Source organism: Brevibacillus humidisoli, assembly GCF_020923435.1.
GTDB lineage: Bacteria > Bacillota > Bacilli > Brevibacillales > Brevibacillaceae > Brevibacillus_E > Brevibacillus_E humidisoli.
Genome location: NZ_CP087263.1, coordinates 886,630 through 911,631, shown reverse-complemented (window position 1 = coordinate 911,631; position 25,002 = coordinate 886,630). Strand labels below are relative to the sequence as shown.

Sequence of the window (25,002 nt, the reverse complement as noted above, 5' to 3'; positions counted from 1 at the left end):
CGGTTGTTCAAGAGCGTTTGATTGGGGTTGCCTCTTCCTGTCGTTTGGCTGTTATGTCACTGAACATCCCGATATAATATTTTACCTCACCCGCGTCGTCGCGGATCGAGCTGATCGTCAGCCACTCCAGATACGTTTCCCCGTTCTTGCGTCTGTTCCAGATCTCTCCCTGCCAACTGCCGGTCTCCCGGATCGATCTCCACATCTTTTCATAAAATGACCGATCCTGCTCACCAGACTTTAATATACGCGGGGTTTTCCCGACCGCTTCCTCTTCTGCGTACCCGGTGAGGGTGGTAAAAGCGGGATTCACCTGGCGAATGACGCCGCGGGGATCGGCCAGCAATATCCCTTGTGTCGTACTGTCTATGATTCGTTTGGACAACTGCAGCCGTTCCTGGTAGTACAACCAGGTCGTCAGAATCAGGCTAGCCAGAGCAAGCTCAGAGAGAGCCATGAATCCGATCGCCATCTGCCCAGTGATTTGCTCAACCAGCTGCAGCAGCAGCGGCGGAAAGAAGCCGCCCAATCCGCCGAACATGGCGACGATCCCGTTGGCAATTCCGGCTTGCTGCAAAAAATACTGCGGAACCAGTTTGAAGATGGCTCCATTGCCAATCCCCGCACAGATCGCTACCAGCATGCACCCCGCTGTGTACATGATGATGGAAGGTGAGAAAGAGAGAATCACGCCGGCAGCGGTAAGGCCGGCAAAGACAACCATCAGGACGACGAACGTGTTCCAGCGGTCTGCCAGCCACCCTCCCACCGGCCGAATCAGCGTGCAGAGGACAATGAACCCAGCGGTGCGAAACCCGGCATCCACCTTGTCGAGATTAAAATGGCTGACGAGGAAGTTCGGCAGGTACACGGTAAACGCAACGAATGCTCCGAACGTAATAAAATAGAACAAACTGAGCAGCCAGAGCTTCGGATTGCGGGATACGCTGTGCAGTTGAGACTTGAGCGGCGTCAGCACTTTTGGCTCGTTACGGTCTCCCAGCAAAAAGTTGAGCAGGGCGAAGAGAGCAAGCAGCCCGATCATCAACTGAACCGTCGTCGTCCAGCCGAACATGTTGGCCAGAACCGGTGCCATAAACGACGTCACGGCCGTACCGATGTTTCCCATCCCGTACACACCGTTTACCAATCCGTGCTTTTCCTTGCTGTAATACTTGGGAAGCGATGTGACACCTACCGAAAAAATGGCTCCCCCGATCCCGAGAAAAAACCACTGACGATCAAATCCCAAAAGGCATTGGCCCGACTCAGGTAAAACACAGGTGCGATTAGGAACAAAAACGAGATGACGAACATGGTACCACTCCGTGCGTCGAGCGAACCACCTTATCGTGCTGCCAGCGGGAACGATATCCATCCTCCCACTCTCGCCCGTACGGAGACATTTCGCTCCAACCGTCCGAGTAGCGTTCACGCTTCGTAAAATATTTCAGTTTGTCTAGTGCAGGTAAAATTCTTTTCATTTCACTCACCTTTCCGAGGGTGACGTTGTCAACTAAAATGTAATGGCTATCGCTCCCCAGATAAGTGATAAACTTCACATTCTTATTTACAAAATGGTGACCACTGGCCACGACCGCCCGTTTCGGACTGGCGCAGCGGACAGTCCCGCTTCCTCGCAGGTTGGCAACGGAGCGACTGGAGGAAAAGAGCTGCTCTCCCCCACGCCGCTGCACTTTGTCTGCAGTCTGATGAGACCGTCCCGTGCGGACTCTCTCTATCATAGGGCGTGATGTTCCTCACTCCATACAAGAGTCCATTTCTCTATAGTGAAAGATAAACAAACAAGATGGGAGGAAGTCGCTGATGATCCATAGCGATCTCAAAACAACCATAGAGAATACATTCTGTTTTTCTGAAAAGGTATTTTCCAAGCTGAAGGAGATCATGTCTGAAAAGTTGTTCCCCGCAGGTACCCACCTGTTTTCAGAAGGCGACCCGGCAGATAAGCTGTACTACCTCTCCCAAGGAAAGGTTCGCATAACGAAAGCAGTTGATGATGGGAAATCCCTGATTGTTTATCTGTATCACGAAGGAGATATGTTTGGTCAGATTGACCCATTTGCAACATCAACTCATTACTTCGGAGCGGAAATAATAGCGGATGCTACTGTTGGCATTGTTCAGCAGCGTGAACTGGAAGCATTGCTGCGGCAGCATGGCGATCTGTCTGTGGAGTTTGTGAAATGGATGGGCCTGATGCATCGACTGACCCAGACAAAATTGCGCGATCTGATGTTGTTCGGTAAGACGGGGACGCTTTGTTCGCTGTTGCTGCGCTTGGGGAATACCTATGGGGTTGAAAAAGAATCACAGATCCTGCTCTCACAACGATTCACCAATACAGAATTGGCAAATATGATTGGCACGACAAGAGAGAGTGTGAACCGCTCTCTTGCCAGTCTGAAAAAAGCAGGTGCGGTTTCTTATGAAGACGGTCGTATTGTAATCCTGGACCCGCCGTACCTGCGCCGAATCAGTCATTGGCAAAATGGCCCGAGAGAGATCTGTCGCATCTAATCACAATGGCGAGCAAACGGAAGAAGATCAAGTGATCAATCGTTCCATTGCGTGAGTGTTTGCTTCAGCTTCTTTTTTGCTTCCACTACGATAGACTCAATCTCCTGCTTAGACGGTTGATCCAGATGAATACCTACCAGTACAGCAGCGGTTCGTCCTAACCTGCGGCAAGCCATCTGGGCTAGTTGGACAGCTAGTTCCCCTTCCCGATGGCCAGGCAGCGATATGACGTGCGTGCAAATGTCCGCTTTTCCGAAAAGAAGGCCGTTGCTGCGGCCCCGATATGAGCTTCCCCCCCTGTAACGAGGAATACGGCATCCTGCCCCATGGTATAGGAGCGGATTTCAACCGTGTTTGCTCCAGTCGATGTTATGAATTGATCCGGCATACCCTCCGCTCCCCCCTGTCAATCAGATGATAGATCACTCTGTGTATCTCGGCTGGACAAGCGATCGCAACCTCTGCCACACGCCCTCCCAGGTCTCCTATCATGCCCCTGAAAGAGTGAGTACGGCCTTATCAAATGGATCCCACCAGGGGCGATTGCCCATTTGCCGCAGAAAATATGTCAGGACAGGCCAAACGCACGGTTTAGCTCCTCTTTTTCTTCCGTGTTCAACATGTTTTCCGCCATCGGAAAGAGTACATTCTCTTCTTTCATGAAATGATCTGTTAAAACAGCATGGGCTTGCAGGGCATATGAAGCAATCTCTTTGGCCCGTGCGGCATCTACCGGTTCCTTGAGTTGTTCCACCGCTTCTAGAAACATCTTCAGGTACCGCTTTGCCAGTTCGTGTTCATGCTCCATCACGGCAATCGGCCCGCCCTGCCAGCCAATGTACTTGGCCATAAGCGGAAAAAGAGTTCCTTCTTCCCGCTCGGAATGAGGTTCCAGCTCTTGCACAAAGGCATCCACTTTTTCCCTCAACAACCAGAGCCGCTTGCCCCAGTCTGTTTCGGCCTGATCCTTGTCAACTACAGCTGCCTCATCGGCAAAAGCATCCATTTGTGCACGTAGCGGTCCATGCTCCCTCTTCAGTTGGGCCAGTGCTTTGCAAAGTCTCACCTGTTCCCCCTGCCCCGCCATCATGCCGCAGTGAGGTATTTGGTTCATCTCAATCACTCCTTCGTATCATCTCGCCCGATCATTCCGGGGCACATAAACGCAAGATGGGTCACTCTCCAGTTAATCGCCGGTTACGGCATACGCCCTGGCGCGTGAACCTCCGCCTAAATCCTTGAATTCGCACACGCCACATTTTCCTTTCAATCGCGACTTGTCCCGCAGTTCCTGCATGATTGGAGAGGATCGATAGATCTCCACCAGAGAGGTCTCGCGAATGTTCCCGCAAACTACCGGTAAAAAACCGCTTGGATATACCTCCCCGATGTGGCTGATAAAGACGAATCCGTCTCCGTCGTTCACTCCTTGGGGTGCCCGGCCGAGCAGATCTGCACGCTTCGGAATCGTTGCTCCACCCGCTCCCGTACCTTCCCGCTCCTGCAACAGGACACGGCGATAATGCGGAGCCTCGGTTGCTTTCACACTGTATGGCAAGTGGGGTCCCATACGGCATAACCACTTCATCACGGTTTCGTGCTCTTCTGCAGAGATCATATCCTTCTCCATACCACGACCGGTCGGTACAAGGAAAAAGAGACTCCACAGCACGGCACCCATTTCCTTCACTTTCTCAGCGATCGCTTCCAGATCGTGCAGGTTGTAACGGGATACTGTGGTGTTGATTTGCAAGGGAATGTCCAGTTCCTGCAACCAACCAATCGCACGCATCGTCAGATCGTAGGACCCCTTTGTACCCCGAAAATGATCGTGAATCCCGGTGCAGGAACCGTCCAGACTAAACGCCCAGCGTGACAATCCTACCTCCTTGGCCTGGCGAATTGCTTCCCGCGTTACCCTCGGGGTCGCACTAGGTGTCATGGAAACCGACAATCCTTTTTCCTGGATCGCATATTCAGCAAGATGAAACAGATCAGGCCGCATCAGAGGATCGCCTCCCGTAAAGACAACCAATGGATGATCCATCCTGGCGATATCATCAAGAAGGTTTTTCCCCTCTGCGTATGACAGCTGCCGGGGATCAGCCTGATACTGCGCTTCAGCCCGGCAATGCAGGCACTTTAGAGCGCACGCCCGCGTCACCTCCCAAATGACGATAAATGGATTCTCGCGATAATCTCTCTCCTTCATAAAAGGCAGCATCATCACTTCCCCTCTCCCTGGATCGACCGCCGAATCTATCCTAACCCAGGCGACAGGCACAAGATGTGAGAGCTGTCACACATCTGCCGCTTTTGCACCTGAGGTCACCATTTTGTCAAACTTTTCTTCCGATCCGTTCTCCCAGCAATGGTGGCAGGTTTGTTGCATGTGGTACCATATTGCTAGAGCTTTGGACGGTGAGAGATAAAAAGAGGAGGATTCAGATGACAAAGGAAGGGACGACCACATTTCTTCAACAGGTACCCATATTCCGCGATCTGAACAGGCAGGAAATAGAACGAGTAGAGGAAATCACCATATCCCGGTATGCTTCGAAAAAATCGGTCATTTTTTCAGAAGGGAGCGAGAAGGAAGCTGTCTTCTTCATTCGGGAAGGGTTGGTCAAAACGTATAAAACGGACGAAGACGGGCACGAACATATCGTCTCGTTTTTAAAGTCCGGCGACATGTTTCCACATACCGGCTTTTTTAATCAAGATCCCTATCCGGCAACGGCGGAAACCATCGTCGATACGCAGCTGTTGGCTATTCCGGTGCGTTTGTTTGAGCGTTTAATGCTGCAGACCCCGCCGATCGCCATCAAGTTAATGCGTGTGATGGGAGATAAAATCAGGGAGCTTCAAGAAAAGCTTCAAGTGTTGTCTGGACAGGACGTCAAACATCGCCTGCTCTCTTTCTTGTTGCACCTGGCCGAACAACACGGAGAGATGAAAGATAACAGAATCACGATCAACCTGCCGATGACGCACCAGGAATTTGCCAATGCTGTCGGCACGACGAGAGAAACCATCAATCGGCTGCTGAACCAACTAGGCAAGGAAGATATCTTGAAAGCAGATCGAAGCCGCATCGTCATTATCGATCTGGATGCGTTAAAACAACAAAGGGAACTAAAATAAATAAAAAGCAAGCCCCGAAACTGGGAATCCGTTACGGGGCTGCCAAACAAACGGCTTTTCTCGTCTTTCCATTCCCCCTGTCACACCGCTTGTTCCTCAATCCGGGGGAACAAAATATTGTTCTCCAGATGAATATGCTGGAACAAATCCGATTCCAGCTCCACCAGTTTGTGAAACGTGATCGTGTATGTTCTGCATGCATCATGCGGCAAGGCATATCCTTCTGTTGCAGCTCTCATCTCCTGCAGATAGTCGCCCACTGCGCTGTGATCGTTTTCTACATCCCGCAGTCCTTTCAGGGTTCTCTCGAGCAGTGCCCGAGATGGATGAGTCGCATATTCCTTCATCAGCGGAAAGAGCGACTCCTCTTCGATCATCAGGTGCTGCTCCAGTTCGATTTTCATTTGATGGAATTGTCTATGCAATGTGGAAAGCTCGCCGTGGGTGAGACCATGAACCCGAAGCAGCTTCGTAATGAATTCACTTAACAGAGGAAGCTCTACTCGCAAGTAAGCGTGATGAACATGGATGATGTGGTCAATCAATTCTGAGATGGGGGCTACCCGCCAATCCGTTTGGTCATGTGCCTCTTTCTGTTTCCATTCTGCAAAGCTTTTGTTCAATCGACGCAACACATCCCCTTCATCCAGTTTCCTTTGGCGGATTGCATCCCCCAAACTGCGGTTGCCTCCGCAACAAAAGTCAATCTTCAGTTCTTTGAACAAGTTGCTTGCTCCTGGAAACTCAGAGACAATATGACCAATCTTTTCTTCTCCAGAATAGCGTTGCTCCATTTCTCATCCTTCCTTTCTATTCATAGTGTGCTTCCATCTAAAGTATATGGGGTATCATTTCTATCCTCTGTGATGCAGGTCACCTTCATCACCTGTTCCTGCAGTGAGTTAGGTCACACTCCGACGCCGTACGCATTTATATACTTCTTGAGACGGCTCTACCATGCAGGAGATTTTTTTGGACAACTGGACCCTTATCGCGATACCGTGCATGGCTTTTCCGCGCAAACGATTGGACCATGCAAGATCGGCCTGATCTCAAACAGCGACTGGAAGTGCTGTTATAGCAGGACCCAGGTTTGGCGATTGATTTCATACTTTGGATGGGATACATGCACAAATTGACGCAAACAAAATTTCGGGATCTGATGATGCACGGCAAGCCGGGGGCCCTCTGTTCCACTCTGATCCGGTTGTCCAATACATACGGATTGGCTACTGATCAGGGAATTCATATTCCTTTGAAACTGACGCATTCCCAATTGGCCGACTACGCTGGACGCGCTCGTGAAAGCGTAAATCGGACGCTGAGGAGTTTGAAACAAGCGGGAGCAATTACGATCATGGATGACAGAACCATGATGATTACCGACTTGGACTATTTGCAAACGGCTTCAAATGTGAAGTATGTCCAAAAGAGTTGGGTCGAATCTAGCAGTAAGCCATCCCCCACCTGTACGACATTCAAACTGGTATGAACGGAGCAATCGGGTTTTCCGATACCGTCGGTTTTCTCAGGTGGAGCAGCGACTTCACGGCAAACCACGTCAGCGGAAATACACCGAACACGATAAAGATGGAATCGGGCACGAGACGCCACCAGAGCAGCATGTTCACAAGCGGGATCTGATAAAAGTCTGCAGAACGTGCTGCCCAAAAGCCATGTTCATAAGCAACTTTTAGTTGTTCCATGCCCACCGGCAGCAGGGTAACGAGAATCATGCCGGCCAGCCCGATGTTTAATCCCCAGCAGGAGACTTTCAACAGTTTGTCGTTCCATTTTTCCGGTTGGACGATGTTTCGCAAGGAGAACAAGAGTACGGCAATGGCAAACATGCCATATACGCCCATCATGGCCCCGTGTCCGTGAGCCGGGGTCAAGGTTGTGCCGTGCTCAAAATAGGCGACAGCCGGCAAGTTGATCAGGAAGCCCAGCACGCCCGCGCCAACCAAGTTCCAAATCGCAACAGAAATAAGAAACCAGAATGGTGCTTTGTAGGGGAAAATCTCCCCTCCATCCGTCAACATTTTATACTGGCCGTACGCTTCTAGGATGAGCAATGTAAGCGGGATGACTTCGAGAGCGGAAAAGACCGCACCCAATCCGATCCAGGCCTCGGACGATCCGTTGTAGTAGTAGTGGTGTCCAATCCCGATAACCCCGGAACCGAGCAGCAGGATGAGCTGAAAATAGAGGGCACGAACCGTTGATTTTTTGGTTGTCAGACCCATTTGCACCATTAAAAACCCGATTACGACAACCGCAAATACTTCAAAGATTCCCTCAACCCACAAGTGAATAATCCACCAACGCCAGTAATCGGCAAACGTGAAGTGTGTTCCGGGATTGATCAGGAACGCGAACAGATAGAAAAACGGCACGGCGATTGCCGAGTAAAACAGCAGGTGGATCAGACCACCTTTATCTGACTCTTGTTTGAGCCCGTCCTTTAATCCCCGATATACGATGAACAGCCAGATCAGCATGCCGATTGCGAGTACCACCTGCCAGATGCGGCCCAACTCCAGGTATTCCCAACCCTGGTGGCCAAACAAGAACCAGGCGTTTGCGAGATAGCCGTTGATGCCCAACCACTCGCCAATCGTACTGCCAGCGACAAGCACGACCAGTGCCCAGAACAACATGTCGACAAGCAGCCCTTGTTTTTTTGGTTCTCGTCCTCCAACCAGCGGAGCAACGTAGATGCCCATGCCCAACCAGGCCGTTGCGATCCAGAAGATCGCCAACTGCAGGTGATACGATTTGGCGATGCTGAAGGGGAACCACTCCGCTACCCAATCCGCGCCGAAGAACGTATCTGGCTCCAGGTAGTAGTGAGCCAATAGCCCGCCGAGCAAGGACTGAACTAAGAACAGCAGGATGACCACTGTGAAGTATTTTCCCGTTTTCCTCTGGGACGGCGTGACCGGCAGTAATTTCAGATTGATGACGGGGAAATGGCCCGGCTGGTACGCCTCTTCCATGTCAAAACGGTAGCCGTGGTGGATGTACAAAGTGATGCCGATGAACAAGATCAGCAGGGTTGCACTTGCCCCGCTCCACCACAAAGCAGAGTAGGACATCGTGTTTCCAGCCTCCTCGAAATAGGGCCAGTTGTTGGTATAGGTGATATCTTCACCAGGCCGATACGTACTGGACAGCCAGGCGGTCCAAAAAGTCGGCGATTTGCGTGATCTGATCGCCTTCAGCCACGTACTGGCGTCCGTTTTCCGGGACATCGGATTCCTTGATCAGACCGGGCAGGATTCCGTGTCCGTCCCCTGCTGTAAACACCTGGCGATAGAACTTTCGCACATCATCCAGTCCAGAGACCTGTGCCTCGGTTAGATACAACGTTTGTGAACTCGGGTCATAACGGTTCTGCTTGATCTCCGCAATCACTGCTTGCTTGATCTTGTTTTGCTGCTCGCTCGTCAGGTGGTCAAACGGCATCGCGTACTCTTTTTGTGCGTAGTAGGCGTGCATGCCGTCTACATACACCTTCAAAGCTTCTGCCGTGTAATCGGGACCGAGATACGAACCATGTCCCAGTACGGTGCCGTAATCCATCAGACCGTATTTTTGGAAAACGGCCTGACCTCCTATCAGGCGCTCTTTTGTAAAGAGGACATCTCCGGCAGCGCTGACAACCTTCTCGGGACGCGGCGCTTGGTCTTTGAAGATCCAGTAACCGCCCAGCAGCAAAACAGAGAAGCTGGCAATCAGCACAAAGACCAGTACTGATTTGAGCAGAGCATTTTGGGGCCCCGGTTGGGTTCTTCGTTCGGGTTGCAGCATATAACCCTTCGATGGTTCGGCAGCCATGTCATCTACTTCCTTTCCGTTTGGTTTGTATTAGGCAAGTAAACGATACATCGCCACCAAAACGGATAAAGTGATGCCCCTCACAAACCAGAAAAATGAAAAGTTAATTGCGAAAAAACTGTGACCAAACCAAAAATCCAACCGAGTTCCCCTGTGTTCCCCTCTCCTATGTCAGGTAGACATACAGCACGGAACAGGTGATTAGAACAGAGAACAGAATCTCCAGTATCCCGACCTGCTTAACCGTTACTCGCATTCGTGGAGTCCAGATCGCCCGACCGAGCAAAACGGCGAACGGTATTAGCAGCCCGAGCGGAAACCAGATCGCCGTCATGACCAGGATAGCGAGGTGATAACCGATAGAGTAAAAATAGTACTTCTTATTGTGTTTTTCGCGAATGATTGTTTTTACATAAAAAACCGTTCCCGTAAAATACATGAGACTTATCGCGAATAACTCTGCGGCAACTTCTCCACTGCTTCCTCCTCCTGCCTGCTGCACGACAAAGATGATCAAACTGAACTGAACGACAGCAGCCAGATCATTGATCAGCGAACGTTCCTGATTGATCCGGGCATAATAGCAGTTGACTAGAAAGAGTGGAACGAACAGGGGGACCATCCAGCCCAAAGCTGGATGGATAACGAGCACGGCCACTCCACTCGGTATTAGCAAACTTCCGTACAATAGCATGGGCGTCCCGTAGAGCGCTGTCCTACCGGTTCTGATCCACTGAAGGAACGGATATGAAAACAGGTATACCAGCAGCCAGACAAGAAACAGCGGTGCATGAAGCCAAACAGGCTTTGCTGCGATCATGCCGAATAGGAACGGAATGATCAGCATCGCCCAGGCACCATGTTGGTTAGGGAGATATCCTTTTTTCATCGAACCCTCCTTACTTGTCAGAGTATAGCAGGTAGTTCATCACCTGCTCTGCCGCTTCTTTTCCCTGACGTACACAATCAGGCAAGCCAATGCCGTGGAAAGCCGCCCCGGCGGCAAACACCCCAGGGTACCGTTCGGACAATACTTCATGAATACGGGCAACTCGCGCTAAGTGACCTACTTCGTACTGCGGCATCGCTTTCAGGTGACGATTTACTTCTGCAATAATCGGCTGAGCCCGGACCCCTATCGTTTCCGACAACTCGTGCATGACACTTTCTATGATCTCATCATCATCCATCCCCATCCATTCTTCATCTCCCGTACGTCCTACATAGCAGCGAAGCAGCACGTGCCCCTCACGTGACGTATGGCTCCATTTCGACGATGTCCACGTACAAGCGGTGACGAACCTTCCCTCACAAGGAGGGATGACAAAACCCGAGCCGTCCAAAGGATGCACGATCTGCTCTCGCTTAAATCCCAGCACCACATTGGCTACGGAGACGTACGGCATCCTCCCAAGTGATCGGATCGATGCAAGACGGGGGAAAACATGCGCCAACGCGTAAGCTGGCAATGCCAGAATGACGGCGTCCGCGGCAAACTCCCTGCCGTTCGAGGAGATCGTGCGGTACCAGATCCTTCCCTCCTCCTGTCTCACCTCAAGCTTCACAATTTTTGCGCCTGTCACCTGTTCCGCATCGCTTAACTGCTCCAACAGCTTCTCTACAATTGTATACAGCCCATTTCGGTAGGAGAGAAACAGACTGCCCTTGACATGTTCAGGCAGCCCGGTTGAAGAACTGGAGGGTGATGTAGCAGTGTACGCTTGCCCTACGCCTTTCATGATTCCAAGGATCAGACTTCGGTGTTTTCTCTCTATCTCCTGCAAATGGGGAAATGTGGCCTGAAGGCTTAATGTCCGACAATCTCCAGAATAGATACCCGCCAGAAGCGGCTGGACGACTCGATCCAGCATCTCTCTCCCGAATCTCCGTTCAATGAATTGGCCGATTGATTCATCTCCGTCCGCCTGTCTGCATGGCAGGATCAGGTCCATGGCTGCTCTCGCTTTTCCAAATGGTGAGATCAGGCCGGACGTAAGAAAGGGGAGCAGCCGGCTGGGGATGCCCATCACCAATCCCGGGGGAATGGGACAAAGCTTTTGCTTTCGGAAGATATAGGTTTTTTTCGCTTCCGGTCTGGTCGCGATAAGTTCCGACTCCAGTCCCAGCTCTTTTGTGACGTCCAGGATCGCCTTTTTTCTGGCTAAAAAAGAATCTGGCCCGCTTTCGATGACAAACCCATCTTTCCGCAGCGTGGCGATTTTTCCTCCAAACCGATCCTCCTGTTCAACGAGGGTAATTCGAACTTGCTCTCCTCGTTCGGTAAACCGCTTTTTCAGCTCATAAGCAGCGCTCAAGCAGGTGATCCCGCCACCAGCAATCAGCACGCGCTTGCCCGACTCACTCATCTTCGCATCATCCTTCTTCAGCCGCACGGTGAACCACTTCGGCCAAAAGTTTCATGTAAGCGGGGTCTGCATTCAGCATCTCCGTCCGTTCCAACTGCATGCCAAACGACTCCGCCAACTGTCTGCATTCGATATCAATGTCGTAAAGCACTTCCAAGTGGTCAGAAACAAATCCAACCGGACAGATTAGCACGTTCTTGACCCTCTCCTGGCGGCAGACCGTTTCCAACACGTCCAAAATGTCGGGACCTAGCCACGGCACATCGGTCCGTCCCGCACTCTGCCATGCGAATTGCCAATTGGTGACGCCCGACATTTTAGCGACCAGGCAGGAGGTCTGCATCAACTGTTCAGGGTATGGATCTCCTCTTTCCAGAATGCTTGCGGGGAGACTGTGATCAGTAAAAATAACGCGAACCTGAGGGTGGTCTGCTAGGGGGAAACGGTCAAGCCCCCGTCTCACCCGAGTCGCGAGCGCTTGGATCAGCAGGTGATGATCGTGGTAGCTTTTGACGAAGCGCATATCGAGGTGAAGTTCTTTCGCTTTCTTTCTGGCCCGTTCGATGTAGGCTCCAACGCTCAAGGCGGAATAATGAGGCGCCAGCACAATTCCTACGGCCTTGCGTATTCCGGCTGCCGCTATCTGTTCCACTCCTTCTTCGATAAAAGGAGGGGCATGCTTCAGACCTTGAAAACAGACGTATTCGGAGAACGAATACTCCCGATCCAGTGTCAACTGCAGCGCAGCAGCCTGTTCATCCGTGTTCTTTCGCAGGGGAAAACACCCTCCTGCTATCGAATCGTACCGAGAGACCAAGGCTGCCAGTTGTTCCTGAGTCGGCGGCACCCCACGGCGAATATGTGTATAATACGTCTTCACATCATCCAGGCTGGCAGGCGTACCGTACGACATAACAAGAACCCCGACGCTATTGTGGGACATCAGATCAGGCTCCCCTTCCTGCCGACATGTCTCGCAGCACCGCTGCAGGATAGTTGTGCACATATTCCGTCAAAGCTTTTAAATGATCCAGTGATGCTTCCGGAAAGACGCCGTGGCCGAGATTAAATATGTACCCTGGTTTTTCGACTCCCTGATCCACGATCTGCCTGGCGTAATGTTGAATAACTGGTATGGGTGCGGTTAGCACCGTCGGATCGAGATTGCCCTGTATGACGAATCGTTCCCCAACCCGTTGTCGTCCTTCGCGGATCGATACCCGCCAGTCCAATCCGATCACGTCCGCTTCTATTTCTCTCAATTCGCATAGCAGTTCACCAGAACTTACACCTGGATAATAGATCTTTGGCTGAGGAAGATCAGCCAGTTCCGAGAAAATGCGTTTGAGTGAAGGCAGGACATACTTCCGGAAGCCCCGGGGGAGAGCGCCCCTACCCAACTGTCAAACACCTGCACCGCTTTTGCCCCCGCGCCCATTTGCGCTCGAATGTAGGTGACAGCCATGTTCGTCAATATGTCCATCAGCGAACCCCAAAGCTCTGGCTCATTGTACATCAGCGCTTTTGTTTTTACATACTTCTTGGAAGACTTGCCTTCGATCAGGTAGCTGGCAATCGTAAACGGCGCACCTACAAACGAAATGAGCGGCACAGCTAGTTCACGCTCAAGGATCTGGATGGTCTGTAAAACATGCGGTAAATCCCCTTCCACATCGATAGGACGCAACTGCTCCACGTCCCGGGCTGATCGGATTGGATTGTGGATAACCGGGCCAACGTTTTTGACGATATCAAAGTCAATCCCGATCGATGCAACAGGATTCATAATATCCGAGTATAGGATGGCAGCGTCTACCCCTAGCTTTTTCACCGGCATCATCGTCACTTCCGCAGCCAGTTCCGGTATCGCGCATATTTCCAATAGCGAGTACTTCTCCTTGATTCGGCGATAGTCCGGGTCATATCTGCCCGCCTGGCGCATGTACCAAACCGGAATCGTGTCCACTTCTTCTTTTCTACAGCTTCTTAGAAAGTTGTCGTTGTACTTCATCGTTTTTTCCTCCTTTTTATGCCTGGAGTGGAGTAACCATGCCCTCCAGTGAGCAAATAGGACGGAAAGGCTACTCCACTATGGAAGAGCGATGGTTTTGTTTGTAATGATAGTTTTTTCATCCTATTGCTGCCGTGATTTTTATCACGTTTGTGTGAGGAAAAACAAAAACCCCTGATTTCTCAAGGGTTTTGGAACATCAATGTGGTTGTTGGTACGAACGATGCCTTGTTTTCGGCTTGCTTACCCTTTCTTCACCAAGAACCGGATCACACCGTTGTCCTCCTCTGCTTTTAGAAGCTCATGATGATTTTGTCGGGCCCATGCCTGAAAATCGTTCAAGGCGCCCTTATCTGTCGTTTCTAGTTCCATGATCTGACCACGTTGCAGTCCGTCCATCGCTTTTTTGGCCCGAACGATCGGCATCGGGCAGGACAATCCCTTTGCATCAACAACAATATCTGCTTTCATTTTCACTTTACCTCCTTGACTTATCTATGACGGGTTGATTTACCCATGATGGATAGCGCAGCGATTTGGTCCAAATTCCAGTTCTGTTGCTTTGTCCGGCGATACGTGAACAATCCCCCTATTGATCTGCACTATTTCCTCATAGTTTGGTGGCGTTGCTCCTGCTGTGTCCGCGACTAATTCCGTGAACTGCTCGCGGTTTTCGGTACGCATGATTTCGTTCCTTTTGCGGATCTCCCCGAGACGGGCACTCACGCAGCCGCCCTCGTTGATTTCCTTGATGTCGGCGTAGTGGGCCGGCAATACCAATACCTCGTCTGAAAGCGGGGCAATCGTTTTGAATACCGTATCGTAGAGAGATTGTGCCCATTCTCTCGCTTTACCGCCAAGGTCTGGTCGCCCGAGACCACCAACAAAAACGGTGTCGCCGGAGAGAAGGTATTTGTCATTCACAAGCACCGACACACTCCCCGGTGTGTGTCCAGGTGTCGGAATGGCAATGACCTGCAGCTGCACGGCACCATATTGTAGATTTTTGTGCTGTTCCAACGGTTCATAACGCAGGGAGGAATCCTGCATCTCGCTGGAGGCAATGTAATAGGTGGCCCCCGTCTTTTCCGCTAGTTCGGACCCACCTGAAATATGGTCAGCGTGCAGGTGAGTGTCGATAACATGAGCGATGCTCGCATTTTCCTGTTCTGCCAGGCGAAGATACTCGTCAACATGTCGATTGGGATCGACGACAAGTGCTTGCCCCTCAGAGATCACCAGATAGGATAGGCAGCCTTTTGCCAACCGATTGACTTGAATGATTGTGAACTGCTCTTCTGATACGACAGTCACCGGATGATAGAACTGACTCCACTCCCGCATCCCTTTCTCCAGGTAACTTACGTTGTATCCCTTCTCATCTAGGATATTTGCAACCATCTGAGCGCTTCTCCCTTTGGCACAGATGACGACGATTTCTTCACTTTGGGGAAGCGGGTCGAAAACCGCTTCATTATCATCCAGAAAGGTAAAGTACGGGATGTTGAGTGAGGTTAGATGTTCCCCTTCTATTTTCCACTCCTGGTAATCATCAGGGTTCCGTACATCCAGAATCACCACTCCCTGCTCCATTTTCTGATGAAGTTCTTTTGCGTTGATGGCTGTTGCTGCCATGTTGCTCACCCCTTCTATTCTGATTGTGTTTCCGGTCGGTCGCGACTACTTCCAAGACTTCTCCAGCCTTGGTCCATGGCCTTTTTGCTACAGACGATTGGCATCGGACATGCAAGTCCTTTGCAGTCAATGGAATCGATTTACCGCGATGTGATCCATATGAAGTACTCCTCCTTTATGAAGTGAATAGGTTCGTCCAGATTTTTATAGCTGTACCCAGGATCATTACCGCCAGAATCGTTTGCAGGGCCTTCGTATTGATACGCTTGCTAATCCGCGCTCCCAGAGGAGCTGCCAAAATGCTTGCCACCACCATAATCACCGAAGGCCAGAACAGAACGTCTCCTGCCATCACTTTCCCGATCGTTGTGCCGATCGATGAGAGAAAGGTGATTGCCAGCGAGGATGCGATGGTTACACGTGTAGGGATCTTTAACACCAAGAGCATAATGGGTACCAGAATGAAGGCGCCGGCTGCCCCCACAATTCCGGATGCCATCCCGACAGCGAGAGCGCTAAGGACAGCAATCGTTCGGTTAAACGTCACTTGTTGCAATGACATGTGATCGATGTCCACTTTGGGAATGAACATCATGATGGCGGCAATCGCTGCCAGGCTCCCATAGATCAAGTTGATTGTCTCTGGCGCAAGATATTTACCGCCGTATCCCCCAGCGAAACTTCCGAGGATAATCGCACTCCCCATGTAAACAACCAGCTTGTAGTGGATCAGATTATCTTTACGCAGTGCCCATACACCCGAAAGGGTCGCGAAGAAAACCTGTACCGCACTAATGCCGGATACCTCATGGGCCGTATAGACAGCAACCCCTAAGGCTGAAGGAATATATAACAACATCGGATACTTGATAATGGAGCCCCCGATGCCGACCAGACCGGAAAGAAATGAACCGACAAATCCGATGCAAAACAAGACGACCAGCAGTGATGATGTCATGCACTCCCCCTCCCCAGCAATTGAGGCAGGCGAGAGCCGATACGGCGTTCGACTCCCATCGTTCCTCATTTGTACATAGAAATAGCTGAACCATATACCATCTAGTTTCAAATCCTGGTCTACTTCTCATGAGAGTCTCCATCTCGAAGAGCTAGAGTGCGGCTTATTGCATCACCCAATGTTTAAATAAACAGATTGATGTTCGCTTGATCTGCTTCAGCGAGATAGGTTGCGACTCCGGCAAATTGAAGGCCATCTATCAGTTCTTCTTCCTTAAAGCCCATTACATCCATAGACATCGTGCAAGCGATCATTTCTACATCAAGCTCTTTGGCCATTTGCATCAACTCTGCGAGCGTAGCTACATTTTTTTTCTTCATGATAAACTTCATCATGTTGGCCCCCAGTCCGCCAAAGTTCATCTTGGAAATCCCCAGCTTTTCTGGCCCACGCGGCATCATCCAGGAAAACATTTTTTCCAGCAGCCCTTTTTTCACAGGAACGGCCATATCTTTCCGCAAAATGTTCAACCCCCAGAAAGTAAAGAACATCGTCACTTTTTTCCCCATGGCGGCTGCGCCAGTGGCAATTATAAAGCTGGCGATTGCTTTGTCTAGATCACCATCAAAAACGATGAGCGTTGTTTTATCTTGCTTGTTCATACAATCCTCCTCCCTATATACATATACCTGTATGGGTATTAACGTTTGTAAAAAAATAATACATATACCCCTATACGTATATTAAAAAACAAGTGCTTTCCTGTCAAGTTTATATTTTGGCCATGAAGATATCGCGTAGTGCCTTCCTTATCTGCTTTTTACCAGTAAGTAAATGGCTTCCTGCACAATTTGATCCGCATTCCCCCCCTGTTCGATCTCGTCGCGAATACAGGTGGCCAAGTTCTCAGCAACAATGACCGCAATGGTCTTGTCGATAGCTGAACGGATAGCTGCCAGTTGGCCTACGACATCCTTGCAATCTTTATCCGCCTCAATCATGCCAAGCACTCCTCGGACTTGTCCTTCAACGCGTTTCAGACGATTTTTTATGTGATCACCGTAATTCATGTGCTTTTCTCCTTTCTTCTACAAGCTCTCTTGTTGAGTATATATAATGTACCAACCTAACTGAAAATGAGCAACAAAGAAAGTGGCAATCCTACTCGCAGGATTGCCACATGCCTGTCCGGCAACCCTTCTTATCCTCTTGCAAAAGTTGGCATACAGCCAAAACTTGGGATACTGTCTCTCCCTGTCCAGGTTGTTCACCACCAGAGCGGTAAGAACGATCACAAGTGAACCGACCAATACAGGCATGATCAGGAAAGACCAGGTACTCCCTGCAAGGATGACCACGATCGGGTCTGCTCCGGCAGGAGGATGTGTCGTACGCGTGAGATGCATCAGCGCGATGGCCAGCCCAACCCCTAGCGCCACCACCCAAACCTCATTTCCAAACAGGTGATACATGGCGATCCCTACCGCAGTGGAGATGAGATGCCCCCCTACAATGTTGCGCGGTTGAGACAAGGGAGCATCCCAGACGCCAAATGCCAGCACACAGCTTGCTCCGAATGGAGCCATCAGCCACACGCTCGTGGTTTGGACAGTCAGATATGCCAAAATGCCTATCGAGATAAATCCACCCAGCAGCCCAATGAATGCTGTTTTGGGAACAACCTGTAACGGGCTGCTGCCTATTCCGCGCATTTTTGCAAAGTACGTGTAAAGCATCTCCCTCACGCTCATCTTCCTCTCTCCTTTTGGGCAACATGAACTGTTGGGTCCGTTGTGGTTGGACATTCAACTGATTGACGAACTGAACTATTTAACCGAATAACTAGGTATATGGTTATTTGGTTGTTTATGATAATATCCTAGTGAAAGTTCAGCTGTCAACACTTTTTCAAACACTTATTTTTCTTCTAGGGAGAAAGAGACATCGTGGTTGTCAAGTAGCGCGAAGGAAAGATGATCATTTTGACTTTTGCAATGAGATGTGTAGGTGTATAATATATACAAACCTATTACTCTAGGTATGGAGGTGGGATGATGGAAAAAGGAGTTGTCCTGCAAACTGATCCCAGCTTTACCTTTAGCTTAAATACACAAATCAAGGAACAGCTGAAATGGATGATTGGAATTGGCGCCATCAAGCCAGGAGAGCTTCTGCCACCAGCCAGCCAGCTTGCTGATAGATTAAAAGTAAACCGCAATACCGTAAACCTCGTTTACACCCAATTGCGTGACGAAGGCATTGTTGCCATTCAAAAAGGACGCGGGACACAGGTGGTCGATGGACCGATCATTGAAGCGTTGAAGAAAACGAGAACCGCGATGCATGCTCTTTTGGAGAGCATGTTTACGGCAGCAGAGGAACAAGGGCTCGACCTGTATGAGTTGGTTTACGCCAGCTGCGCATTCGTACAGCTGCATAACAACGCAGCGGTCCACAAGACACGAATCTTGTTTATCGAATGTCGGGAGCACGATCATCTCTTCTACAAACGTGAGGTGGAGCGCTGCACCCATGCAGAGGTTCGCCCGCTGTTTCTGGAAGACCTTGTGAGCGGCAACGTGTTGCTTGAGGAAGCATTAACACAGTCTGACGTTGTGGTGACCACGCTTAATCACGACGATGAAGTGAAAGCGCTGCTTTCCGCCAAAGCAAAGCCATTGTTCACGATTGGCGCAACGGCGGACATGGCCCCCTTGCTGGATATTGCCAGAATGGATGCGGGAAGTCGCGTTGCCTTTGTCTGTCTTGGCAAACAAGGCGGCCAATGGATGCTGCAGCGTGTAAAAGATGCCGGCATTCAGCATATTGAGAGTTTCCCTGTCGGCGCTGACAACAAAAGAGATCTCCGGCAAGCATTGGATGAGGCCGATCAAGTGTATGCCTCCTCGGCTGTATACCATGAGATGAAAAACATAGCCCCCAATAAAGTAAAGCTGTTCCCTCTTTCTCTGGAAAAAAGCAGCGAAAATCTGTTGAAGAATCTCTCCCACATGAATAACAACGGATAGCAACGACCAAAAAGCCACCAGCTTCACTCACAGTGATCGGTGGCTTTTCTTCTCCTATACGTCTTTAGCTTTGCTTCACATTCTATACACGATCAGGGGGGATTGACGTCCAGAGCATGGCCGGCGTGCTTCCTGCCGCTGAGATCAACGGAAATCGATACGGCAAGATCTTCCACAGGTGATGGATATGCCTTCCCATTCGTGTCACCCGTTAGCCGGGGCCTGTATACATCCATTACTGGTGTCCATTCTCCTTTTTAAACTGTTCGATTCGCTTCTTTCCCCATTCGTACATCATTTGAACAATAGGGAGAAGCGTCATACCCAGTTCCGTCATAGAGTACTCAACCCTGGGAGGAACTTCCGGATACACTTTTCTATAGATAATGCCATCTTCTTCAAGTTCTCGCAGTTGATTGGACAGCACCTTATGGGATATTTTAGGAAATAATCGTTGGAGATCACTGAACCGATGCGGTCCTTCTACACCTAGATGCCAAATAATCACGATTTTCCACTTGCCGCTAATGATAGACAACGTTAGTTCTTTCTCACAATGATAATCTCCATTTACGATTTTTTCTTTGATTTCCTCTCGCAATGCATCCGTCATCGAAATGAACTCCTTCTTTGTTAGTTACTTTCGGGTTACCTCCTTACAAAAAAGTGCATTCTTCACGGTAAAGAAAGCTCACGATACAATTGCTTATGTCGACAAGACAGGATGGAATATCGAGGAGGTAAAACATCATGACTAAGAAAGCTCTGTTTATTATACCACCAGATCGATTTAATGAGGATGAATTGTTCCAGCCCAAAGCAGCCTTGGAAAACGCAGGGGTTGCCGTTACGATTGCAAGTACAGCCGTCGGTGAAGTGACAGGCGACAATAACGGAAAGACGAATGTTGAGACGATCTTTTCTACGGAGTCGCCTGATGTGTATGATGTTGTTGGTGTCATCGGGGGATCTGGTACAATTGATCACTTATGGGGCAATCAAGAACTGCTCGACTTCTTGAAACAAGCCCACACCCAAAACGTTCTCGTATCCGGGATTTGCGCCGGCTCTGTGGTTGTGGCCAAAACAGGCCTGCTCTCTGGACGGAAAGCAACATGCTACCCGGTAGACGTGATGATTAACGAATTGAAAGCCAACGACGTAGAATACGTAGTAGAAAACGTCGTTGCTCATAAAGATATTATCACGAGCAATGGTCCAGACGGAGCCAAAGATTTTGGGGAAAGCTTGGTTCAAGCTTTGCGTTAACCACTCCATTACACAACATTGCAGCGTGTCTGTATCATTAGCAGTAGAGGGCTGGGTGAAATGACCCAGCCCTTCCTCATGTATGCAACGGTTCTAACTGGACTGAATCCGGGAAAGATCAGCCCTTCGATGGTTCCGATCATCAAACTATGCTTCTGTATTGACGAATAAACAGCGAGCTATTATTATCATTATTAGTAATAATAATATTTGGGTGTGGATCGCTGTACTTATTATTTCTGCATCCGAACGCAGGAGGAACATAAAAAGTGGAAATCCTTGCAGACCAAAGAAAACCAAGTCAAAGGAGAGAACGTCAGATGGACAGGGCCAAGCAACTAAGAGTCGCCTTTTTACTCGGATGTTTAAGTTTTGTCGGCGGTTTTACCATCTATTTCATTATCGATGACCTGCTTGGCATATCTGTCAATGAGATGATGGAACAAACGGGTCTGCCGCTTGCCGCCATTGCCTCGTTAGGCGGGCTGCAGGTAGCCATCCTCTCTTTTATCCTGGCATGGATCGGACTCAGACTAGGGCAGCAGATCGGACTCAAAGCACCCCTTCTCCATCGTTTGCTGTATCGAAATCAGGATCAAGCTCCCCCTCGATTCTCCATTTCCTGGGCTGTAATCGGCGCGATGGGAGCGATCATCGGCTCGCTACTCATCATGCTGTTGGATCGTTATCTGTTTTTGCCTTTTATGGCGGTACCTGAGGTAATGCAAGAACCTGCAGAGTGGTGGAAAGGAGTATTAACGATCTTTTATGGCGGGGTAGTGGAGGAGGTCCAAGTCCGTTTGTTTCTCATGACCCTCATCGCATGGGTCCTCATCAAACTATTTCACCGCCATCATACGGGGATGATCCCTTCGGTCTACTACTGGGTTGCCATCGTAACGGCCGCAACGATTTTTGGCTTGTTGCATCTTCCCGCTACCGAGCAAGCTTTTGGGGAGCTTACACCTCTCCTTGTCGCCCGCGGCATCGTCCTGAACAGTCTTTTGGGAATTTTTTTCGGGTATTTATTTTGGAAAAAAGGCCTGGAGTATGCCATCCTATCACACATGGTGGCTGATTTGTGTCTGCATGCTGTTTTCGTTCATTTCATCTAAGAAGCGTTGCAGTCCCCAGCACCTACATGACGCGTATCTCTCAAATCCGAGGTGGGAAAGATGGAACCTAGACACCTGGCCGTTTTATTCCTGTTAATGGGGGCAAGTACGATCCTTACTGCTGTTGGCGACCAACATCATGCCTCCATCAAGTGGCTGATCGGTGTTTTTTTGATTGGTGTAGCAACAAATTTCGCTATCGCAAGTGCCAAGCGCAAATAACATTTCCCCCCCTCTCTTTGAAAAAAAAGGGCTGCCTCACCGTAGGCAGCCTTATATCTATAACCTGGACGATTTGTAGGTTTTGATACGGAAGCATCAAGACTCCTGGCTGGGTATCGATAAATACGTTATCTGATTCCACAAGCCTCGGCCAATACTTCGACGATATGAAGCGCTCTCAGATTTTCTGATCGTTCCTCTCTTTCAACCCCCAACTTCATCTGAAGCAAACAACCCGGATTGGTCGTGACGATGGTCGTCGCTTTTGTATCTCGCACATTATCCATTTTGGCGTCAAGAATTTTCATCGACTCTTCAAAGTGCAGCAGGTTATAGATACCCCCAGAAGCGCAACAGCTCTCACTGCCCTCAAGTTCCACATAGCTTGCACCCGGTATGGATTGCAAAAGCTGACGGGGGGGCTTTACGACACCTTGGACATTGCGCAAGTGGCAGGAGTCCTGGTAGGTAATGATCCCCTCCCATGGCTTGCTGAAAGGCAGCGGACCGTACTCGACAAGCACCTCGGTAATATCTCTTGACTTGGCGACGAATTCCTTGGCTCGCTCTGCCCATTCCGCTTCGTCGGCCAATAGGTGATCGTACTCTCGCAGGATCGCACCACAACCACCGGCGTTGTTAATGTAGTAGTCGGCTCCCAGTTGTACAAAAGCCTCTATATTTGCCTTGGCCAGTTCCTTCGCCTGATCCGTCAATCCCTGGTGCGCGTGGAGCGCGCCACAGCAGTTCTGCCCTTCTGGAATAATCACTTCACATCCGATCAGCGAGAGCAGTTCAATCGAGTAGCGATTGGTCTGGTGCATCATCGCGTCCATGATACAGCCGGAAAAAAAGCTACTCTCGCTTTTTTCTCACCCTTGGCGGGAATGATTGTGCCCCACTTGTTTCGCTTGGCAGGGGACTCCAAGGGTGGAAGCACTTTTTCAAACTGGCCGAGGGGCTCGGGGAACAGTTGGGTCAACCGTGTTTTGCGCGCCAGTTTGTCGAACCCGAGCTTCTGGTACAGCCAGACGAGATTGCCCAAGGCTCGCAGCCTCCTCGGGTATGGAAAGAGATGAGAAAGAATCATCGTTTTTAGTTTGCCGCGAAGTCCTGTAGATGGCTGGCTCGAGTCCGCATCGGCGATTACCTCTTTTGCCGCCTCCAGGATGTGACCATATGGCACACCAACGGGACAAGCCACCTCACAGGCTCTGCAGCCCAGGCATAAATCGATCGGCTTGGCCAAGTCTTGCTGCACATCCATTTTTCCTTCTGCCGCCATCTTTACCAAGTTGATTCTGCCGCGCGGAGAAGCTGTCTCTTTCCCCATCGATTCATACGTCGGGCAAGCAGGCAGACAGTAACCGCATTGGACGCACTGGTTGGTGGCGTCATGTGCCAGATCGAACAATTTTTGCGAATGGGTTCCCCCTCCAACAGGTCGACTCATTCGGTTAACACCACCTTCGTCTGCCCCGGTTTGGGAAAGATCTTGCCTGGATTCAAAATATTGTTCGGGTCCCACGCCTGCTTGATTTTTTTCATCATCATCAGGCCAACTTCTCCAAGCTCCATCTCCATGTAGGGGGCCTTCATCGTCCCGATGCCGTGCTCGCCGGAAAGCGTCCCACCGAGGGAGACAGCGGCCTCAAAAATTTCGCTCACAGCATCCTCTGCCCGCTTCATCTCCTCTATGTTCCGTTTATCCGTAATGATATTGGGATGCAGGTTGCCGTCCCCGGCGTGGCCGAACACGACCAGATTCAACTGATATTTCTCACGTATCTTCTGTAGCCGCTTCATCATCGCCGGGATTTGACTGCGTGGGACTGTTGCATCCTCGGAAATTTTGGTCGGCCCCATTTGGGTAATGGCTGGGGATACCATTTTTCTTGCCTTCCAGATTTCCTGACGCTCTGCTTCGTTCTGGGCTACGCGTACGCTAACGGCGCCCTGCTCCTCACAGAGAGCGGCACATTTGACGATCTCTTCTTCAACCGCTTTGGGATGGCCGTCCACTTCGATGATGATGAGCGCCTCCGCATCAATGGGAAGTCCACAAGGGGAGTAATGCTCCACAGAGCGAATACAAGCGTTATCCATCAATTCCATCGCTGCCGGCAAGATGCCGGATGACAAAATCTTGGTAATCGCATGACCAGAAGCCTCCAACCGGTTAAATGCGGCCAACAGCGTTTTTCTCGCTTGCGGCTTGGGGATCAAGCGCAAAATCGCCTCGGTGATAATACCGAGTGTACCTTCGGAACCAACGATTAATCGGGTCAAATCATACCCTGTAACATTTTTAACCGTTTTGCCCCCGGTACGTATGATGTCACCTGTAGGCGTAACGACCTCCAGCCCAATCACATATTCTTTGGTCGTTCCGTACTTCAGTCCCTTGGGTCCGCTCGAATTTTCCATCAGGTTGCCGCCAATCGTTGAGACATGCGAGCTGCTGGGATCAGGAGGATAAAATAACCCTACTTCTTCCGCTTTCTTGTGGATATCAGCCGTTATCACGCCCGGTGAGACAATCGCCAATAAATTTTCCCGGTCAATGACTAATGTACGATTTAACCTCGACATGTCCAGCACCATTCCGCCTTCCACCGGAAGCGGACCACCGCTTAGCGACGTGGCTGCTCCGCGCGGATACAGCGGGATATGGTATTTGTTGGCCAGCTTGACGAGCTGACTGATTTCCTGGGCATCGTCAGGCGCGATCACCACATCAGGCAGATACTGGCCAAAGGAAGCATCGTAGCTGTAGGAGTACCGATCAGGCAAGTCAAGCAGGATCCGTTCTTCCGGTATGATTTTGCGGATTTCATCAAGCACATGTTGTTCCATCATCTCTCACTCCTTT

Annotated in this window: 23 protein-coding genes and 5 pseudogenes; 7 read left to right on the top strand and 21 right to left on the bottom strand. The window is 50.2% G+C overall.

Annotated features, from left to right (window positions below):
• Positions 1–7: 7 nt before the first annotated feature.
• Positions 8–1,317 (bottom strand): annotated as a pseudogene (locus tag LOK74_RS04465) (MFS transporter); the annotation flags it as partial.
• On the bottom strand, positions 1,290–1,484 hold the full coding sequence (locus LOK74_RS04460; RefSeq protein WP_230046906.1) for a hypothetical protein: 195 nt from the start codon (positions 1,482–1,484) through the stop codon (positions 1,290–1,292). The pseudogene LOK74_RS04465 and the gene LOK74_RS04460, both read right to left, overlap by 28 nt.
• 343 nt (positions 1,485–1,827) lie before the next feature.
• On the opposite strand from LOK74_RS04460, the gene LOK74_RS04455 reads away from it, so the two are divergent.
• Complete coding sequence (locus LOK74_RS04455) at positions 1,828–2,541, top strand: Crp/Fnr family transcriptional regulator (protein ID WP_230045387.1); 714 nt, start codon at positions 1,828–1,830, stop codon at positions 2,539–2,541.
• Between the two features lie 35 nt (positions 2,542–2,576).
• Here the strand turns inward: LOK74_RS04455 and lpdD are convergent.
• From lpdD to LOK74_RS04440, 3 genes and pseudogenes are all read right to left on the bottom strand, one after another.
• Positions 2,577–2,869: pseudogene (gene lpdD / locus LOK74_RS24345) on the bottom strand (prenylated flavin chaperone LpdD).
• 240 nt (positions 2,870–3,109) lie between these two features.
• Positions 3,110–3,655: a hemerythrin domain-containing protein gene (locus tag LOK74_RS04445; protein ID WP_230045385.1), complete on the bottom strand. Its 546-nt coding sequence runs from the start codon at positions 3,653–3,655 to the stop codon at positions 3,110–3,112.
• 72 nt (positions 3,656–3,727) lie between these two features.
• A complete protein-coding gene (locus LOK74_RS04440) occupies positions 3,728–4,765 on the bottom strand; it encodes a TIGR04053 family radical SAM/SPASM domain-containing protein (RefSeq protein WP_230046905.1) in 1,038 nt (345 codons plus the stop codon).
• A gap of 224 nt (positions 4,766–4,989) precedes the next feature.
• Between LOK74_RS04440 and LOK74_RS04435 the strand changes: the two genes are divergently transcribed.
• Positions 4,990–5,685 (top strand): Crp/Fnr family transcriptional regulator, encoded by a 696-nt coding sequence (locus LOK74_RS04435; protein WP_230045384.1) that lies wholly within the window; start codon positions 4,990–4,992, stop codon positions 5,683–5,685.
• Positions 5,686–5,765: 80 nt separating this feature from the next.
• Here LOK74_RS04435 and ric read toward each other — a convergent pair whose 3' ends face one another.
• Positions 5,766–6,479, bottom strand: a complete 714-nt coding sequence (gene ric / locus LOK74_RS04430) for an iron-sulfur cluster repair di-iron protein (RefSeq protein ID WP_230045383.1) — start codon at positions 6,477–6,479, stop codon at positions 5,766–5,768.
• Between the two features lie 332 nt (positions 6,480–6,811).
• On the opposite strand from ric, the gene LOK74_RS04425 reads away from it, so the two are divergent.
• Positions 6,812–7,177, top strand: a complete 366-nt coding sequence (locus LOK74_RS04425; protein WP_230045382.1) for a helix-turn-helix domain-containing protein — start codon at positions 6,812–6,814, stop codon at positions 7,175–7,177.
• Here LOK74_RS04425 and LOK74_RS04420 read toward each other — a convergent pair.
• From LOK74_RS04420 to LOK74_RS04370, 11 genes and pseudogenes are all read right to left on the bottom strand, one after another.
• Positions 7,164–9,498 (bottom strand): annotated as a pseudogene (locus tag LOK74_RS04420) (nitric-oxide reductase large subunit). The gene LOK74_RS04425 and the pseudogene LOK74_RS04420 sit on opposite strands and share 14 nt — an antisense overlap.
• A 193-nt stretch (positions 9,499–9,691) precedes the next feature.
• On the bottom strand, positions 9,692–10,414 hold the full coding sequence (locus LOK74_RS04415) for a YwiC-like family protein (RefSeq protein ID WP_230045381.1): 723 nt from the start codon (positions 10,412–10,414) through the stop codon (positions 9,692–9,694).
• 10 nt (positions 10,415–10,424) lie between these two features.
• A complete protein-coding gene (gene hemG, locus LOK74_RS04410) occupies positions 10,425–11,918 on the bottom strand; it encodes a protoporphyrinogen oxidase (RefSeq protein WP_230045380.1) in 1,494 nt (497 codons plus the stop codon).
• A complete protein-coding gene (gene hemH / locus LOK74_RS04405) occupies positions 11,899–12,834 on the bottom strand; it encodes a ferrochelatase (protein ID WP_230045379.1) in 936 nt (311 codons plus the stop codon). Before hemH ends, hemG begins: the two co-directional genes overlap by 20 nt.
• A 4-nt stretch (positions 12,835–12,838) precedes the next feature.
• Positions 12,839–13,902: pseudogene (gene hemE / locus LOK74_RS04400) on the bottom strand (uroporphyrinogen decarboxylase).
• A gap of 243 nt (positions 13,903–14,145) precedes the next feature.
• Complete coding sequence (locus LOK74_RS04395) at positions 14,146–14,373, bottom strand: sulfurtransferase TusA family protein (protein WP_230045378.1); 228 nt, start codon at positions 14,371–14,373, stop codon at positions 14,146–14,148.
• 39 nt (positions 14,374–14,412) lie between these two features.
• Positions 14,413–15,537: an MBL fold metallo-hydrolase gene (locus LOK74_RS04390; protein ID WP_230045377.1), complete on the bottom strand. Its 1,125-nt coding sequence runs from the start codon at positions 15,535–15,537 to the stop codon at positions 14,413–14,415.
• A 175-nt stretch (positions 15,538–15,712) separates the two neighbouring features.
• Positions 15,713–16,495: a sulfite exporter TauE/SafE family protein gene (locus LOK74_RS04385; RefSeq protein WP_230045376.1), complete on the bottom strand. Its 783-nt coding sequence runs from the start codon at positions 16,493–16,495 to the stop codon at positions 15,713–15,715.
• A 182-nt stretch (positions 16,496–16,677) separates the two neighbouring features.
• Positions 16,678–17,157 (bottom strand): DsrE/DsrF/DrsH-like family protein, encoded by a 480-nt coding sequence (locus LOK74_RS04380; RefSeq protein WP_230045375.1) that lies wholly within the window; start codon positions 17,155–17,157, stop codon positions 16,678–16,680.
• Between the two features lie 147 nt (positions 17,158–17,304).
• The gene (locus tag LOK74_RS04375; RefSeq protein ID WP_230045374.1) at positions 17,305–17,565 is read right to left on the bottom strand and encodes a metal-sensitive transcriptional regulator; all 261 of its coding nucleotides are present in this window, start codon (positions 17,563–17,565) and stop codon (positions 17,305–17,307) included.
• A gap of 156 nt (positions 17,566–17,721) precedes the next feature.
• Positions 17,722–18,246 (bottom strand): annotated as a pseudogene (locus LOK74_RS04370) (HPP family protein); the annotation flags it as partial.
• Between the two features lie 303 nt (positions 18,247–18,549).
• Here LOK74_RS04370 and LOK74_RS04365 point away from each other — a divergent pair.
• Positions 18,550–19,524, top strand: a complete 975-nt coding sequence (locus tag LOK74_RS04365) for a GntR family transcriptional regulator (RefSeq protein WP_230045373.1) — start codon at positions 18,550–18,552, stop codon at positions 19,522–19,524.
• Positions 19,525–19,759: 235 nt separating this feature from the next.
• Here LOK74_RS04365 and LOK74_RS04360 read toward each other — a convergent pair whose 3' ends face one another.
• Positions 19,760–20,137, bottom strand: coding sequence for a winged helix-turn-helix transcriptional regulator (locus tag LOK74_RS04360; protein WP_230045372.1), 378 nt, complete (start codon positions 20,135–20,137; stop codon positions 19,760–19,762).
• Positions 20,138–20,274: 137 nt separating this feature from the next.
• Here LOK74_RS04360 and LOK74_RS04355 point away from each other — a divergent pair, with 137 nt between their 5' ends.
• From LOK74_RS04355 to LOK74_RS04345, 3 genes are all read left to right on the top strand, one after another.
• The gene (locus LOK74_RS04355) at positions 20,275–20,793 is read left to right on the top strand and encodes a DJ-1/PfpI family protein (RefSeq protein WP_230045371.1); all 519 of its coding nucleotides are present in this window, start codon (positions 20,275–20,277) and stop codon (positions 20,791–20,793) included.
• Positions 20,794–21,113: 320 nt separating this feature from the next.
• On the top strand, positions 21,114–21,908 hold the full coding sequence (locus LOK74_RS04350) for a CPBP family intramembrane glutamic endopeptidase (RefSeq protein ID WP_230045370.1): 795 nt from the start codon (positions 21,114–21,116) through the stop codon (positions 21,906–21,908).
• 60 nt (positions 21,909–21,968) lie between these two features.
• Entirely contained in the window at positions 21,969–22,130 is a 162-nt protein-coding gene (locus LOK74_RS04345) for a hypothetical protein (RefSeq protein ID WP_230045369.1), read from the top strand.
• 128 nt (positions 22,131–22,258) lie between these two features.
• On the opposite strand, the gene LOK74_RS24205 is transcribed toward LOK74_RS04345, so the two are convergent.
• From LOK74_RS24205 to LOK74_RS04335, 3 genes are read right to left on the bottom strand one after another with little or no spacing between them, the layout of a single operon-like run.
• Positions 22,259–22,954, bottom strand: coding sequence for a (Fe-S)-binding protein (locus LOK74_RS24205; RefSeq protein WP_338148645.1), 696 nt, complete (start codon positions 22,952–22,954; stop codon positions 22,259–22,261).
• Positions 22,954–23,583 (bottom strand): 4Fe-4S dicluster domain-containing protein, encoded by a 630-nt coding sequence (locus tag LOK74_RS24200; RefSeq protein WP_338148644.1) that lies wholly within the window; start codon positions 23,581–23,583, stop codon positions 22,954–22,956. The genes LOK74_RS24205 and LOK74_RS24200 overlap by 1 nt, the downstream gene beginning before the upstream one ends.
• On the bottom strand, positions 23,580–24,989 hold the full coding sequence (locus tag LOK74_RS04335) for an FAD-binding oxidoreductase (RefSeq protein ID WP_230045368.1): 1,410 nt from the start codon (positions 24,987–24,989) through the stop codon (positions 23,580–23,582). The genes LOK74_RS24200 and LOK74_RS04335 overlap by 4 nt, the downstream gene beginning before the upstream one ends.
• Between the last annotated feature and the right edge of the window lie 13 nt (positions 24,990–25,002).